At 36.3% G+C, this 15,167-nt stretch carries 12 protein-coding genes and 1 pseudogene; 6 read left to right on the forward strand and 7 right to left on the reverse strand.

All coding sequences use genetic code 11. The annotated features are described in order from the left end of the window. The first annotated feature begins 30 nt into the window (after positions 1 to 30). Both DUT69_RS08555 and DUT69_RS19545 read left to right on the forward strand, forming a co-directional pair. On the forward strand, positions 31 to 798 hold the full coding sequence (locus DUT69_RS08555; RefSeq protein WP_113652818.1) for an MBL fold metallo-hydrolase: 768 nt from the start codon (positions 31 to 33) through the stop codon (positions 796 to 798). Positions 799 to 986: 188 nt separating this feature from the next. Then, positions 987 to 1,175: pseudogene (locus DUT69_RS19545) on the forward strand (GxxExxY protein); the annotation flags it as partial. Here DUT69_RS19545 and DUT69_RS08565 read toward each other — a convergent pair. Next, entirely contained in the window at positions 1,161 to 2,183 is a 1,023-nt protein-coding gene (locus DUT69_RS08565; RefSeq protein WP_113652819.1) for a S66 peptidase family protein, read from the reverse strand. The pseudogene DUT69_RS19545 and the gene DUT69_RS08565 overlap by 15 nt on opposite strands. Before the next feature lie 109 nt (positions 2,184 to 2,292). Between DUT69_RS08565 and DUT69_RS08570 the strand changes: the two genes are divergently transcribed. Beyond that, positions 2,293 to 2,631, forward strand: a complete 339-nt coding sequence (locus DUT69_RS08570) for a hypothetical protein (RefSeq protein WP_113652820.1) — start codon at positions 2,293 to 2,295, stop codon at positions 2,629 to 2,631. Here the strand turns inward: DUT69_RS08570 and topB are convergent. Continuing rightward, positions 2,628 to 4,469 carry a DNA topoisomerase III gene (gene topB / locus DUT69_RS08575; RefSeq protein WP_113652821.1) on the reverse strand — a complete coding sequence of 614 codons (1,842 nt, stop codon included), beginning with the start codon at positions 4,467 to 4,469 and terminating at the stop codon, positions 2,628 to 2,630. The two genes, DUT69_RS08570 and topB, sit on opposite strands and share 4 nt — an antisense overlap. A 157-nt stretch (positions 4,470 to 4,626) precedes the next feature. Then, positions 4,627 to 6,915: a GH92 family glycosyl hydrolase gene (locus DUT69_RS08580; RefSeq protein WP_113652822.1), complete on the reverse strand. Its 2,289-nt coding sequence runs from the start codon at positions 6,913 to 6,915 to the stop codon at positions 4,627 to 4,629. A gap of 276 nt (positions 6,916 to 7,191) precedes the next feature. Here DUT69_RS08580 and mnmA point away from each other — a divergent pair, with 276 nt between their 5' ends. Next, a complete protein-coding gene (gene mnmA / locus DUT69_RS08585) occupies positions 7,192 to 8,283 on the forward strand; it encodes a tRNA 2-thiouridine(34) synthase MnmA (protein WP_113652823.1) in 1,092 nt (363 codons plus the stop codon). 224 nt (positions 8,284 to 8,507) lie between these two features. Here mnmA and DUT69_RS08590 read toward each other — a convergent pair whose 3' ends face one another. The 4 genes from DUT69_RS08590 to DUT69_RS08605 all read right to left on the reverse strand — a co-directional run bounded on the left by DUT69_RS08590 (position 8,508) and on the right by DUT69_RS08605 (position 11,623). Then, positions 8,508 to 9,455: a metallophosphoesterase gene (locus tag DUT69_RS08590; protein ID WP_113652824.1), complete on the reverse strand. Its 948-nt coding sequence runs from the start codon at positions 9,453 to 9,455 to the stop codon at positions 8,508 to 8,510. Next, positions 9,433 to 10,185 (reverse strand): 5'-nucleotidase C-terminal domain-containing protein, encoded by a 753-nt coding sequence (locus DUT69_RS08595; protein WP_113652825.1) that lies wholly within the window; start codon positions 10,183 to 10,185, stop codon positions 9,433 to 9,435. Before DUT69_RS08595 ends, DUT69_RS08590 begins: the two co-directional genes overlap by 23 nt. Before the next feature lie 74 nt (positions 10,186 to 10,259). Next, positions 10,260 to 10,955, reverse strand: a complete 696-nt coding sequence (locus DUT69_RS08600; protein WP_317047209.1) for a M90 family metallopeptidase — start codon at positions 10,953 to 10,955, stop codon at positions 10,260 to 10,262. A gap of 149 nt (positions 10,956 to 11,104) precedes the next feature. After that, entirely contained in the window at positions 11,105 to 11,623 is a 519-nt protein-coding gene (locus DUT69_RS08605) for a glutathione peroxidase (protein WP_113652827.1), read from the reverse strand. Positions 11,624 to 11,853: 230 nt separating this feature from the next. Between DUT69_RS08605 and topA the strand changes: the two genes are divergently transcribed. Further along, positions 11,854 to 14,403, forward strand: coding sequence for a type I DNA topoisomerase (topA, locus tag DUT69_RS08610; RefSeq protein WP_113652828.1), 2,550 nt, complete (start codon positions 11,854 to 11,856; stop codon positions 14,401 to 14,403). A gap of 75 nt (positions 14,404 to 14,478) precedes the next feature. Further along, positions 14,479 to 14,883, forward strand: coding sequence for a hypothetical protein (locus tag DUT69_RS08615; protein WP_113652829.1), 405 nt, complete (start codon positions 14,479 to 14,481; stop codon positions 14,881 to 14,883). Positions 14,884 to 15,167: the final 284 nt, after the last annotated feature.

A 15,167-nucleotide genomic window follows, 5' to 3' on the forward strand; every position in this document is an offset into this window, starting at 1 on the left:
AAAAACTGCTATTTGATTTACCTTTGTACCATGTCGCTTTCTATTTGTTCGTTAAACACCGGCAGCAACGGCAATTGCTTTTATATTGGCAATACCGATGAAGCTATTTTGGTTGATGCAGGCCTATCTTGCAAGGAAACCGAAATTAGGATGAATAGACTAGGCTTAGATATGCAAAAGGTAAAAGCGATTTTTATTACCCACGAGCACAGCGACCATATTAAAGGTTTACCTGTTATTGCAAAAAAGTATCAGCTTCCGGTTTACATAACGGAGCCAACGCTATTACGCGGTAAGCAAAATCTCCAAGTTAATCTAATTAACGCATTTTACGCTTATCAGCCAATTTTTATAGGCAATCTGGAAGTTAATGCATTTCCAAAATTACATGATGCTGCAGAACCACATAGTTTTACAATTACTTGCAATGGGATAACTGTTGGTGTATTTACTGATATTGGCGGACATTGCGCAAATCTTATCGACAACTTTAGAAAATGTAATGCAGTTTTTTTAGAGGCCAATTACGATGAGGAGATGTTGGAAAACGGACGATATCCATATTTCCTAAAACACAGGATTCGTGGTGGAAACGGCCATCTTTCTAATAAACAAGCGCTAGAATTATTTATAAATCATAGGCCCAGCTTTTTGAGCCATCTATTTTTATCGCATTTAAGTAAGGATAACAATTGCCCAGATTTGGTAAAGGAATTATTCGGCGCCCACGCCAACGGCACCGAAATTATTGTTGCTTCTAGATTACAGGAAACAGCGGTTTATCATATATCGGCCTAAAAAGTTTACCACATAGAAGCAAAGGAAACATAGTTTTTCTCTCCATAAGATTTTTAATTTATTACAGCTATATTTAGTTAATCATTTCTATTATTTAATCTAATTTGAATAATAAAGCAATGACTAAACAGAATTTAGATAATCTAACTTATAGAATTGTAGGAGCTGCAATTTAGGTTCATAAAAGTTTAGGCCCAGGTCTATTAGAAATTGCGTATCAAGTATGTTTTGAACATGAACTTTTCCTGCAAAAAATAAATTTTATTTCTCAACCGCTAGTTCCAATACGTTGTAAAAATATTGAATTGGAATCGACGCTTAGATGTGATTTGTTAATAGGAAATAGATATTTAGATGTAATACTAGGCTTCCTCTAATTTTGTACCGCTCTCCCAAACTTCTAACCGATGCTGAACACCACACTTTAAAGCGAAATTTGCTTTCTGGTGTCCAACCGCAAAATCAAAACAAACAGGGAAATCAAAACCGGCAACTTTATCCATTACAATTTCTGCAAGATTTTTACCGAACTTATCTCCTTCCGTATCTTCTTTTATTTTGAAACCGCCAATAATTAAACCGGCCAGTTTATTTAATTTTCTGCTTCGCTTCAAATTATAAAACATCCTATCAATACTGTACAAGTACTCTCCGGTATCTTCAACAAATAATATTTTGCCGGCAGTATCAATTTCCGAATCGCTACCTGCCAAGTTTTCAATGCAACGTAAGTTTCCACCAATTAACTCCCCTGTTACCTTTCCCATACGGTTATTTACATTGTAGGGTGCGCTGTATTTCATTTTTTCGCCTTTGAGCGCTTGTTGTATAGAATTTATAGTGTCTATCTGTATCGGCTCTGCTAAAGACCAATTGCTAGGAAAACTATTGCACATTTTAGAATGGATACTTGCTACACGCCAATTGGTATTAATATGCGTATGCAGGATTGTAATATCGCTAAAACCTATTAGCCATTTAGGCGAAGCACGAAAGCCTTCGAAATCTAATTTGTCAATTATTCTGATTGCACCATAACCGCCTCTGGCACACATTATGGCCTTTATGCTTCTATCATTAAGCATTTGTTGCAAATCCTCCAACCGCTCCTGGTCAGTACCGCCAAAAGTAAAATCTCTTTTATCAACCGTGTTGCCAATTACAATATTAAAACCCCAGCTTTTCATCTGCGCAATAGCCGGTTCTATTTCTTTTAGCGTAATATAACCCGCCGGACAAGTTATACCGATCGTGTCGCCACTTTTTAAATACGGAGGAATTTTTACGCTCTTATATGGTAATTCATCTAACTGATTTGCAGTAGATTTTAAAGGATTTAACAGAAGCGATGCCGGAATTAACGACAAGAAATACTTACGATTCATAAACAGTTTAAAGATAACTAAATATCCAAAAAAGGCGTACTAATGTCAATAAATCAAAACCCAATAGCCTTTATAGTGTTAGAAATATATAAAATAAACTATTTCGCCTATGAAAAGATGTCAAACTTTTACAAACCATCAAGCTTTATTAGAAGAGATTAAAGTAATTAAAAAAGAACTAAAACAACGAGAGAGCGGTCTGAAAAAAGATTCTGGCGTTGTAGTTAAAAATTTGCCTGCTAAAATATTTCAGCGAAAATCATCGAACCAGAAAATTTTAGAAAATAGGCCATTTGTTTATAATCCTACCGGAAAGTTTTTAGCAAGAACAATTAATAATACCTTATTGAAAAAAGAAGGATTTATTACCAAATTAATTGCAGGTTTTTTTGTAAAACGATTTGGAAAGCAACTAGAATCTAAACTTTTAAGCGCTAAAAAAAGCTAGGCAGTAAGCTCGTTTATCTGGGCAGAAATACTTATTCCGGCTAGGAGCAATTCTTCGGTAATTGTTTTCGTGTAATCAGTAATTTCTGCCTGAAAATCTGCTACAGATGCTCCTGAACGAATTTCCTCTAATCGTTTCTCCCATTGTCCGGTTAATTCTGCCTGGGCAATTTTTTTATCCTTAACCACTTCATAAACAGCCAAACCTTTAGTTGTAGGTACTAAATTCCGTTTTTCGCGTTTAATGTATTCTCGCGTCAGCAAGGTTTCTATTATTGCTGCCCTAGTTGCAGGTGTACCTAAACCACTGTCTTTCATTGCATAACGAAGCTCTTCATCCTCAATTTCTTTACCAGAAGTTTCCAAAGCTTTAAGCAAAGAAGCTTCATTATATAGAGGTTTAGGCTTGGTTTGTTTTTCTAGCAAGGCTTTATTTACAATTGGTAATAATTCGCCTACTTTTACTTTTGGCAAAGCCGGATTTTCTTCATCCTTTTTTTCGTCTTCGACTTCGTTAAATACAGATCTCCATCCCGCAGAGCGGATAACCGTACCGTTTGCTACAAAAATAGTTCCCGATTCGATAGTGATTTTAGTAATCTCCTTTACGCATTCCTGATGGAATGCTTCGAGCATTCTACCAGCAACCATATCATATACTGCTTGATGGTCTTTGCTTAGGTTATAAGGCTTAACACCAGTTGGCAAAACCGCATGGTGATCTGTAACCTTTTTAGCATTTACACTGCGTTTGTTTAAAGTAGCTGTTTGCAAAAACGTTGCCTGATTGGCAAATATTGGATGCTCTAAAAGAGATGTAATTAATTGAGGTACAGTTGCAAATATATCATCACCTATATATCTACTTCCAGTACGTGGATACGAAACTAATTTGCTTTCGTACAAATTCTGAAGCAAATTTAGGGTTTGATCTGCTGTAAAACCATTTTTCTTGTTTGCCTCTTGCTGCAATGAACTTAGATCGTGCAAAAGTGGTGGCGGTTCTTTTCGTGGTTTCGCCTCAACAGCCGTAATATTACCTCCGGTAGCATTTCCAGAAGTTACATCTTCAACTTTATCAAATACCTCTTGTGCTTCTGTTTGCGTTTTGTAGTTGGCTACAGATATAGCTTTAAATAACTGTCCGTCTTTGTCCAGCTGAATGGCAATTTGATAATATATCTGCGGTACGAAATTTTTGTTTTCCAAGAATCTAGCACAAATCATAGCCAATGTTGGCGTTTGCACCCTGCCTAAAGATAATACGGTTTTATTGCCAGCCGAGAGACTTAAAGCCTGCGTAGCATTCATACCAACGAGCCAATCGCTTTGCGAACGGGCATGTGCCGAGTTAAATAAAGTATCATAATCAGTTCCAGGCTTTAAATTCCTAAAACCGTCTTTTATAGCCTCGTCAGTTTGGGATGAAATCCACAGACGTTTAAAAGGTTTTTTGCATTTAAGAAAATAATAGATGTACCTAAAAATTAACTCACCTTCTCGCCCAGCATCCGTTGCTACGATAATTTCTGTAGCTTCATCAAAAAGCTTTTTAATTATATCTAACTGCTTCCTAACTCCGGGATCTTCTACAAAACCATCTTTGGTTTTAATTTTACGAATTGATAATTTAAATTTTGCAGGTAACATAGGTAAATGTTGCCTACGCCAGCCAATAAAGCCATATTCTTGTGGCGGTGCCAATTGCAATAAATGACCGAAAGCCCAGGTAAAAGAATAGCCAGTTCCTTCAATGTAACCATCTTTTCTAGTGGTTGCACCAAATACTTTTGCAAGTTCTCTACCCACAGAAGGTTTTTCAGCAATAATTACTTTCATCCTTATATTTTCAAATCTTTTGCGGGTTAAATATCTCAAAAATATCCTTAGCTACCTTCAATTAAATATCCACAATTAAGAAGGTGTTTGAATTTGAGCAACATAAAAAAAGCCATTGGTATTATACCAATGGCTCTTAATAAGTACTTTACTATAACTAAACTTTTTTAGGTTTGGCACCCATATAGAAAGTCAGTTTGCCACCTCCGGTAATATCACCATGTGTAATAAATAGTTTGTTTAAAGGCTTACCGTTTAAAAGCACCTTTTGTACATAAACATTTTTATCGCTTTGGTTAATCGCTTCTACTGTAAATTTTTTACCGTTTTCTAGCGTCAAACTCGCATTTTTTACCGCAGGAGAGCCTAAGGCGTATTCATCTCCACCTGGCGAAACAGGATAAAAGCCTAAAGACGAAAACATATACCACGCACTCATCTGTCCGCAATCGTCATTTCCACCTAAACCATCTGGAGTTGATTTGTATTGCATTTTAAGGATTTTACGAATTTGTGCTTGTCCTTTGTAGGGCTGGTCTGTCCAATTATAGAAATAAGCCACGTGGTGTGCAGGCTCGTTTCCGTGTACATAACCGCCTATAATACCTTCACGAGTAATATCTTCTGTATCCTTAAAAAACTCATCAGGCAAATGCATGGTAAACAAGGTATCTAAGCGAGCGGTAAATTTCTTTTTACCACCCATTGCATTCATCAACGCTGTTGGATCATGAGGAACGAAGAAACTATAGTTCCAGCTGTTTCCTTCTATAAAACCTTGTCCATGTGTATTTAAAACATCAAAATCTTTCTTAAAGCTTCCATCTGCCATTTTGGGTCTCATAAAACCAATTGATGGATCGAAGTTGTTCTTCCAATTTCCAGAACGTTTTATAAACTCTTGGTAAACGTCTTCCCTATTTAGCTTTTTGGCCAATTGAGCAATACACCAATCGTCATAAGCATACTCTAACGTATTTGAAACCGACACACCGCTTTTTTCTGCAGGAATGTAACCCATATCCATGTAATAGCCAATTCCTTCGTAATTACGCTTTTTGGCCGTCGCTATACAGGCATCTAAAGCAGCGTTTGCATCACCCAAGTAAACCCCTTTTATAACCGCATCAGCAATTACTGATACACTGTGATAACCACTCATGCACCAATTATCGTTGGCATAATGCGACCAAATAGGCAACATTTTTAACGAATTCTGTTCGTAATGCGCCATCATAGATTTAACCATATCACTACTGCGGCTAGGTTGCATTATATTAAAAAATGGATGTAAAGCCCGGTAAGTATCCCACAACGAAAATGTGGTATAGTTTGTAAAACCGTTTGCAGTATGTATGCCTTGATCTAATCCTTTATACTGCCCATTAACATCCATATAAGTAGTTGGATTGATAAAAGCATGGTACATTGCCGTATAGAAATTGGTCTTATCGTCTTCAGAAGCATCGATGTTAATTTTATTCAATTCCTTATTCCATGATGCTTTAGCCTGAGCTTTAACCTTGTCAAAATCCCAACCGGTAATTTCAGAGCGCATATTTTGCAATGCATTTTCTTGACTTACTGGAGATATAGCAAATTTAATTTTCACTTTTTCGCCCTCATTTGTGTCAAAGTCGAAGTACATTCTTACTTTTCTGCCTGCAATTTCTGGGTGGTTTTTCGTTTGATCAAATTTACCCCAAAAACCTCTGTAAGCTTGCTTAGCATCGTAATTTTTCTGTCCATAACCTTTAAACGGTTTAGAAAAACTCATAGAGAAATACACTGTACGTGTTCTTGCCCACCCGTAAGTTTGGCGATATCCCGTAACCAAAGTATCATTAACCACGCGTACATAAGTCCAAACCGTTTTATCATCGTAGTTGTAAATACCCGACATTAAATCTAATATAATATGGCTCTGATCAGATTTTGGGAATGTGTACTGATGTAAACCAACACGATTGGTGGCTGTTAGTTCAGCAGTAATGTTATCGTCATCTAACTTTACTTTATAGTAGCCAGCTTCTGCTGTTTCGTTTGCATGAGAGAACGCAGAGCGATAACCAGATTTGGTATCTTTTGCCGTTCCGGGATTCATCTGCAATTTGCCTTGTGTAGGCATAATTAAAAAATCGCCTAAATCTGAGTGCCCAGTTCCGCTAAAATGCGTATGGCTAAAGCCCACTATTGTTTTGTCCTCATATCTATAACCCGCACAGTACTTGTAAACATCGCCGTTATATTTTCCATTCATTTCGTACGGAATAGTGTCTGTTTCGGGGCTTAACTGTACCGCACCAAATGGCACCGTTGGACCAGGATAAGTGTGTCCCATTTTTTCGGTACCAATTATTGGTTTAACATATTTGGCCAAATTTTGCTGCGCATTAACAGTAATTGCACTTAACAAAATCGACGAATAGATTAAGATTTTCTTCATGTTTTATCTTTATACTATAGAAATAAAAACCTAAGTTATAAAATTAACATCTAGTGCGAAAACTTATTTATGAATAAACTAAAAGGATTTAGTAAATCACTATCAGAGGCCTTTCTGTTAACCTTATTAATTAATTTGTTACATTTTAAATTTAATTTATCCTAGTTAGAACTACTATTGAACACTAAACATTGTTAGGCTTTTTTACATTATGCAGACTGCGTAAATAATTGAATTGGCGTAAAATCTGTACTTTTGCATCAGTATAATAAAAAGATGAGCAAACACGGTAGAATTTTGGTGGCCATGAGTGGCGGGGTTGATAGTTCGGTAGCGGCAGTAATGTTGCATGAGCAAGGTTATGAAGTAATTGGCCTAACCATGAAGACCTGGGACTATGCTACGTCTGGTGGAAGTAGCAAAGAAACTGGCTGTTGCAGTTTAGATAGTATAAACGACGCACGTACGCTTGCCGTAAACTATGGTTTTCCTCATTATATTTTAGACATTAGAGATGAATTTGGCGATTTTGTAATCGATAATTTTGTAGACGAATATTTGGCTGGTCGTACGCCAAACCCTTGTGTTTTGTGTAATACGCACATTAAATGGGAAGCATTGCTAAAACGTGCCAACAAACTAGATTGCGAGTTTATTGCAACAGGTCATTATGCTAATATTCGCCAACAAGACTCTGGCAGATATGTCATTTCTAAAGGATTAGACGAGAATAAAGATCAATCTTATGTACTTTGGGGTGTATCTCAAGAGAATTTAGCCCGTACAAAATTCCCTTTGGGCAGTTTTGCTAAATCAGATATTCGCCAAATGGCAATGGATATGGGGCAAGAGGAACTTGCTAAAAAAAGCGAGAGTTACGAGATTTGTTTCGTTCCGGATAATGATTACAGAGCCTTCTTAAAACACAAAGTTGAAGATTTGGAAGACCGAGTTGCCGGTGGAAATTTCATCAATAGCCAAGGTATGATTATCGGGCAACATAAAGGCTACCCTTTTTATACCATTGGTCAGCGTAAAGGTTTGGGCGTTGCTTTTGGCGAACCTATGTTTGTTACGCAAATTTTGCCAGAAAGTAATACGGTAGTTTTAGGCAGAGCCGATGAATTGGAGCGTAAAGAGGCAATGGTAAGAAATATAAATCTTATTAAGTATGAGAACATTAACGAGCCTTTAGACAACGTAATAACTAAAATACGTTACAAAGATGCTGGCATGTTAAGTACTATTGTGCAAGAGAAAGATAGAATGCGTGTGGTTTTTGATCATAACGTTTCTGCAATTGCACCAGGTCAATCTGCTGTATTTTACGAAGGAAAAGATTTGTTGGGCGGTGGTTTTTTAGTTTAAACTAAAATTTGCAATTCCGATTTTGGGTGAATCTGATAACCGGGATTCTTTACAATAGATTCTTCGCTTTGCGGTGAATGACAAAATACTGAACACCCATTTCCTCTTTTACGATTCACTTATTTGATGCGTCATTGCCAGCTCGACTGGCAATCGTAATGCGAAAGTTGGCAAATGCTATTGCTTACTTTAAGATTCCCGTTTTTACGGGAATGACGAACACATTAAGAATCTAGCTTATTATTGATCAAATAAGGTGTGCCGAACTTCATTTTTTTATCCTTGTAAGCTTCAAAATAATAATCGATTCTTCCTAGATTAATTCCCGCAAATCCTACCTGATTAATGGTAGTTATTTTATTATCTAAGTTTTTTACATCTTCAGGAACATCCATAAACGAATGCGTATGTCCACCAATAATCAAATCAATGTTTCTTGTGTTTTTAGCCAAAACTTGGTCAGAAACAGCGTTGTCTCTATATCGATAACCTAAATGAGATAAGCAGATTACAAGATCACACTTATAACCATTCTTTAATATAGAGGCGGTTTCATTCGCTTTTACAATCGGATTTAAATACTGCGTTTCTCCATAGTTTTTAGGATCTACCAAGCCCTTTAGTTCTATACCTAAACCAAATACCCCAATTTTTAGTCCGGCTTTTTTAAAGATTTTAAACGGCTGTGTAGATTTTGATAACTGTGTGTTTGAAAGATCGTAATTTGCGATTAGAACAGGAAAATTAGCATGAGGTAATTGTTTATAAAAACCTTCTACACCATTATCAAAATCATGGTTGCCCAGCGTAGTTGCATCGTAACCCATCTGGCTCATCAATTTAATCTCTAGCTCGCCACCAAATTTATTAAAGTAGGGCGTTCCTTGAAAAATATCTCCAGCATCAAGTAACAGCACATTATCCTGCTCAGCTCTAATTTTTTTGATCAATGCGGCTCTTCTTGCGCTCCCACCTAAACCCTGATTCCGAGATCCGTCCATCGGAAAAGGCTCTATCCTACTGTGAACATCGTTAGTGTGCAAAATGGTTAATTTTTGCAAACGGCCGTTAGCAAATGCGTCTAAAGAATTTATGCTCAACGCAACTGCAGCACTAGCTATTCCACCAGTTCTAATAAAATTACGGCGATTAATTTTTAGCAATTCTTCCATCTAATGTTGTATTAACTCTCTTTCCATTTGCATTTAGCTGTTTAATCTCTTGCAATAATGCGTCTCTTACCTTTAAACCCAAAACTTTTTTAGCAATTGGTTTGGAAAACCCCGTCGTTCCATCGCCTCCACTTGCAATATAATCAGATGTAAGCACCACATAATTTTTATTTACATCAAATGCTTTATCACCTATAAAAATGTCTTTAGGAAGCTTATTATCTATTTTCATTTTAACACCAGCAACCGGCTGTCCGCCAGAAGATGCAATAAATTTTAGTACATCTAATACATCACTACCTTTTAGGGTAAAAATTACTGTCTCGTTTTCAAACGGCATTAATTCAAAAACTTTTGATACCGTAATTTCGCCTTTGGCAATATCATTTCTTATTCCGCCATTGGTGGTAGGGATTGCAAAATCTATATTCGGATCTATCCTTTTTGCTTGATTTAAGACTGCATCTGCAAAGAAATTACCTAAAACAGACTCCGGAAGATTTGAACTTTTGGATAATGTAACGTCAGTGTAACCAATTACTTGGTTCATTTCCTTATCAAGTTCGGCTTTGTAAGGCAAATAGGTTTTAATAATTGTACTATCAACCGCCAGACTATTATTAATGTTATACTCTTCCCTATTTGATTTTACCAAAGCATATTTTGAGCTGCAAGCACTAAGCAAGGCGATGGAAATTGTATAAAGTAGAAGACGTTTAGTATGCTGCATTACATTTATTATTTAATGCGAAGATAAATGCAATTAAAACAGATACAAAGCCTGAACATTAAATGTATGTAATATTATTGCGCCAAATCTTGACCGAAAATTTTACTTAACTTATTATATATGGCTGGATGTTTCTCCTTAAGCAGTTCTGGTTTTTCAAAAAAATATTCTGCTGTTACTGCAAAAAATTCTGCCTGGTTGGTTGTAGCATATGGATTGATATCTGATTTGTTTTCAGCTATCCGTTCCATTTCTTCATGCATCATCTTTATCCATGGCTCGGCATACTCATGTTTTAAAAAATTCTCTGGCACACCGTCTGTTGCACCGTCAGATTTATCCAAAAGATGAACAAATTCGTGTATGCCTGTATTTCCTTTTCCTGCGCTTGATGAAAAACCATGGTGCAAAGCAGATTGAGACAAAACCATTTGACCATTCAGATATCCTGTGCCAACCATTCCCATTATGTTTCGGTCACCACCTTCATATTCAAAATCGCTGTTAAAAGTATCAGGATATAAAAGCACATTTTGCAGGTTTTTGTATTGCCAATCATCAAATCCGAAAATCGGAATAACCGCACTAGCAGCTACTAAAAGTTTATCTAGGGCAGTAACCTCAAATCCTACACCTTTTATTATCACAACAGCCAAAAAATTGGCCACTTTTTGCTCAAATCTCTTTTTTTTCTGCGCATTCAAATTGCTATAAAACTCAACGTTTGTTTCTAGTAATTTAATATCAGCTTTGCTTAATACAACAGGCATAACTTTTTTCTTGCGAAAGATAAAATATAACGCAACTAATAAAAATAGCGCTAAAATAAAAAATGGTGTATAGTTCATGTCAAAGTTTATGGTTAAAAAAAATCCCAGAGCTGATTAAGCTTTGGGATAAAGATTGTTTAAAATAGAGATTAGAAATTTTTAACCACAGTTTCATCTAAGGGTTTAACCGCAGAGCGATAACGATGAACCAACTGTCCTTTTTCGTTAATTAGAAATTTTTCGAAATTCCATTTAATATCTCCTGTAAAATCAGGATTTGCGGTTTTGGTCAAATAACTAAATAAAGGAGTCATATCATCGCCCTTAACGCTTACTTTTTCACTTAATAAAAACGTAACTCCAAAATTCTTTTTACAAAAATCCTGTATTTCTGTATTTGTTGCTAGTTCTTGTCCGCCAAAATTACCCGCCGGAAAACCAATTAACACAACATTTTTTCCATACTGTTTGTGCAATTTCTCTAAATCCTCATATTGTTTTGTATAACCGCATTTAGATGCAGTGTTTACAATTAACACTTTCTTGCCTTTAAATTTGGAAAGTTTTACAGTTTTACCATCAATGGTTTTAATGCTGTAATCGTAAATAGTTTTTTCTGGCGCAACCGTAGTTAACAAGCCGAATAAAATTAATAAGGTATTGATCATGATATTGTTTTTGATTTTAGAAACGAAGATAGCACGTAATTGGTTTGATAAAATAATTCAAGCGTAAATAAAATTATTTTATTTTTTTTTTAAAATATGCTGATTAGATACGGTAAGGTATGTAAAAGAGTTAGTTAGCTTGATTTTTTATATAGTATTTTTAAATTAAATGCCAGCTCGATTTTGATTTTACTCTAATTTATAGTTTTATTTGCAGAAAAACGTTCTGAATGGCAAAAAATTTACTGATCGTCGAGTCACCTGCAAAAGCTAAAACCATAGAGGGGTATTTAGGAAAAGATTTTCTGGTTAAGTCTAGTTATGGTCACATCCGTGATTTGGTAAAAGGAGACATGGGAATTGATATTGATAACAATTTCGCCCAAACTTATGAAGTGCCTGCTGACAAAAAACAGCTTGTTGCCGAACTTAAGAAATTAGCAAAAGGTGCCGAAATGGTATGGCTAGCATCCGATGAGGACCGCGAAGGAGAAGCTATATCTTGGCACTTGTACGAGACCTTAGGTTTAAAAGAAAGCAATACCAAACGCATCGTTTTTCATGAAATTACAAAACCAGCTATATTAAAAGCGATAGAAACACCAAGAACAATAGATTATAACTTGGTAAATGCTCAACAAGCTCGACGTGTTTTAGATCGTTTGGTGGGTTTTGAGCTCTCTCCAGTATTATGGAAAAAAGTAAAACCATCTTTATCTGCCGGCCGGGTTCAGTCTGTAGCCGTACGTTTAATTGTTGATAGAGAAAGGGAAGTAAATAAATTTAATGCCACGGCTGCATTTAAAATTACCGCACAATTTACCACCGGTAAGGGAAAAGAGCTCGTAAAAGCAGAACTGCTACAGCGTTTTGAAAAAGAAGCAGAAGCTGAAAAATTTTTACAAGACTGTATTAACGCAAATTTTACGGTGAGCAGTTTAGAAGTTAAGCCTGCTAAAAGAAATCCGGCAGCGCCGTTTACCACTTCTACCTTACAGCAAGAAGCTTCTAGAAAATTAGGTTATTCTGTTGGTAGAACAATGCAAATAGCACAGAAGCTATATGAAAGTGGTAAGATCACTTACATGAGAACGGATTCTGTTAATCTTTCTGAGACTGCAATCGCAGCTGCTGCAGATGAAATCAAATCTGCATGGGGAGATAAATACCACCAGCCAAGGGTTTACAAAACCAAATCTGCTGGTGCGCAAGAAGCCCACGAAGCAATTCGCCCTACCTATTTTAACAGACATAGTGTAGATGGCGACAATGCCGAAAAACGTTTATATGATTTAATCTGGAAACGTGCCATTGCATCTCAAATGAGCGAAGCTGTTTTTGAAAAAACGACAGCCGACATAAGTATCAGTACTAGGAAAGAAGCGCTTTTAGCAGAAGGCGAAGTGCTAAAGTTTGATGGATTTTTAAAAGTATATTTAGAATCTACAGACGACGAAGACGAAGATAGCGAAAACAGCAATTTGCTACCTCCGTTAGCCAAAGGGCAAGTGTTAACTTTGAAAGAATTAGCCGCTACCGAACGTTTCTCTCGTCCGCCGGCTAGATATACTGAAGCGAGCTTGGTAAAAAAACTAGAAGAATTAGGTATTGGTAGACCATCTACTTATGCGCCGACAATTTCTACAGTTCAAAATAGAGGTTATGTGGTAAAAGAAGAACGTGATGGAAGGAAGCGGGAGTTTACAAGCATGGTTTTATCCGGTGGTAAAATTAGTAAACAAATAAAATCTGAAATTACTGGTGCCGAAAAAGGAAAACTTTTCCCAACTGATATTGGTGAAGTTGTAAACGATTTCTTAGTAGAACATTTTAAAGGCATTGTAGATTTTAACTTTACTGCAAAAGTTGAAAAACAGTTTGATGAAATTGCTCAAGGTTTGCAGGAATGGACAAAAATGCTCCACTCCTTCTATAAACCTTTCCACACTGAGGTTGAAGATACTTTGGAAAATGCAGAGCGTGCAAACGGCGAACGTTTATTAGGTGTAGACCCCGTAAGTGGAAAAAATGTTTATGCAAAAGTGGGCAGATACGGCCCATTGGTTCAGATTGGCGAAATTAGTGACGATGAAGAAGATAAGCCACGTTATGCTAGCTTAAATAAAAATCAATCTGTTGGCACTGTATCTTTAGAAGAAGCTTTAGATCAATTCAAATTACCGTTTCAGTTAGAAGATTATGAGGGTAAAGAAGTTTCTGTAGGCGTTGGTAGATTTGGCCCTTATGTAAAATGGGGCGATGCTTTCATTTCTATTCCTAAAAATGAAGATCCGTTAACTGTTGACCAAGCCAGAGCAATTGAAATTATTGGCGAGAAAATTACTGCTGATGCACCAGTTGCAGAATACGAAGGTTTGCCGGTTACAAAAGGTACAGGTAGATTTGGTCCTTTTATAAAATGGAATAGCTTATTTATTAACGTTCCTAAAGCTTACAATTTTGATAACCTTTCAAAAAATGATATCAAAGAATTAATTGATAAGAAAATAGAAAAGGAAAATAATCGTTTCATACAACAGTGGAATGATGAAAAGATTGCCATTGAAAACGGCCGTTGGGGACCATTTATCCGTTTCGGAAAAGATATGCTAAAATTGGGTAACAACCCTGCAACCAAACAAAAATATACTGCCGAAGAATTGGCAGCGGTTTCTTTAGAGGATGTTAAAAAGTTAATTGTTGCGCAAGTACCAGACGCTTTTGAACCTAAAAAGAAAAAAGCACCTGCTAAGAAAAAAGCGGTAGCAAAGAAAAAATAACGAAAGTATAAAGAACAAGGAACCAAGATCAAAGACATGAGTTCCTTGTTCTTTGCTCATTTATCCTTGTTCTAAATGAAGTCAGATTTACCAGAAAATATTGTAGAAGATATTGCCATTGCTGTAGCCTTAGTTGGCGAAACACCAGAAGTTGGCAGTTGGACGGTTTATTTAGTCAATTTAAAAAACGAGCCTCTAACCAATGTCTTTGTTACGTCGAAAGGTTATGGAGAAAAAGATGGCAAACAAGTGAAAACATCTCTGCTAAGGCATTTTATTGGCGATGTTCCGGCTCAGTCTGTAGCTGGAATAGAAGCAATTGATCCGGCAGTTTTTGGCTTAACGAATGAGTATTGGTTAAGCTACTATATTGGTAAGGACATATTCGATAAAAAGTTTATTTTTCTGCCAGAAAGCATTATTGATAGTAATCTCATCCGCATTCCCCTACTCAACAAGCCGGGTGTAATGATTAAATAGGTATCCTAACCTCTCACTTAATTTCTGTAATCTTTACAAGTTTTGCCACCTAAACCGTATTGTAGCGATATCCTTTTTACCAATTCCCCTTTAGGGGATTTAGAGGTAAAAAGATTTAGCGGAAAGACGGGCTTTCGGAACCGATTACGTACGCAATTGCTTTTCTAAAACTCATTTGTCGAATAGCTGGAACTCTTTGCTATTAAAACCTTCGAAACAAGTAAAAACGATTAATTATTTTTTTCTAACGAATAATGTGCTATTTACTACAAATAATAAACGGT

The sequence above is a fragment of the Pedobacter namyangjuensis genome (assembly GCF_003313325.1).
Classification (GTDB): domain Bacteria; phylum Bacteroidota; class Bacteroidia; order Sphingobacteriales; family Sphingobacteriaceae; genus Pedobacter; species Pedobacter namyangjuensis.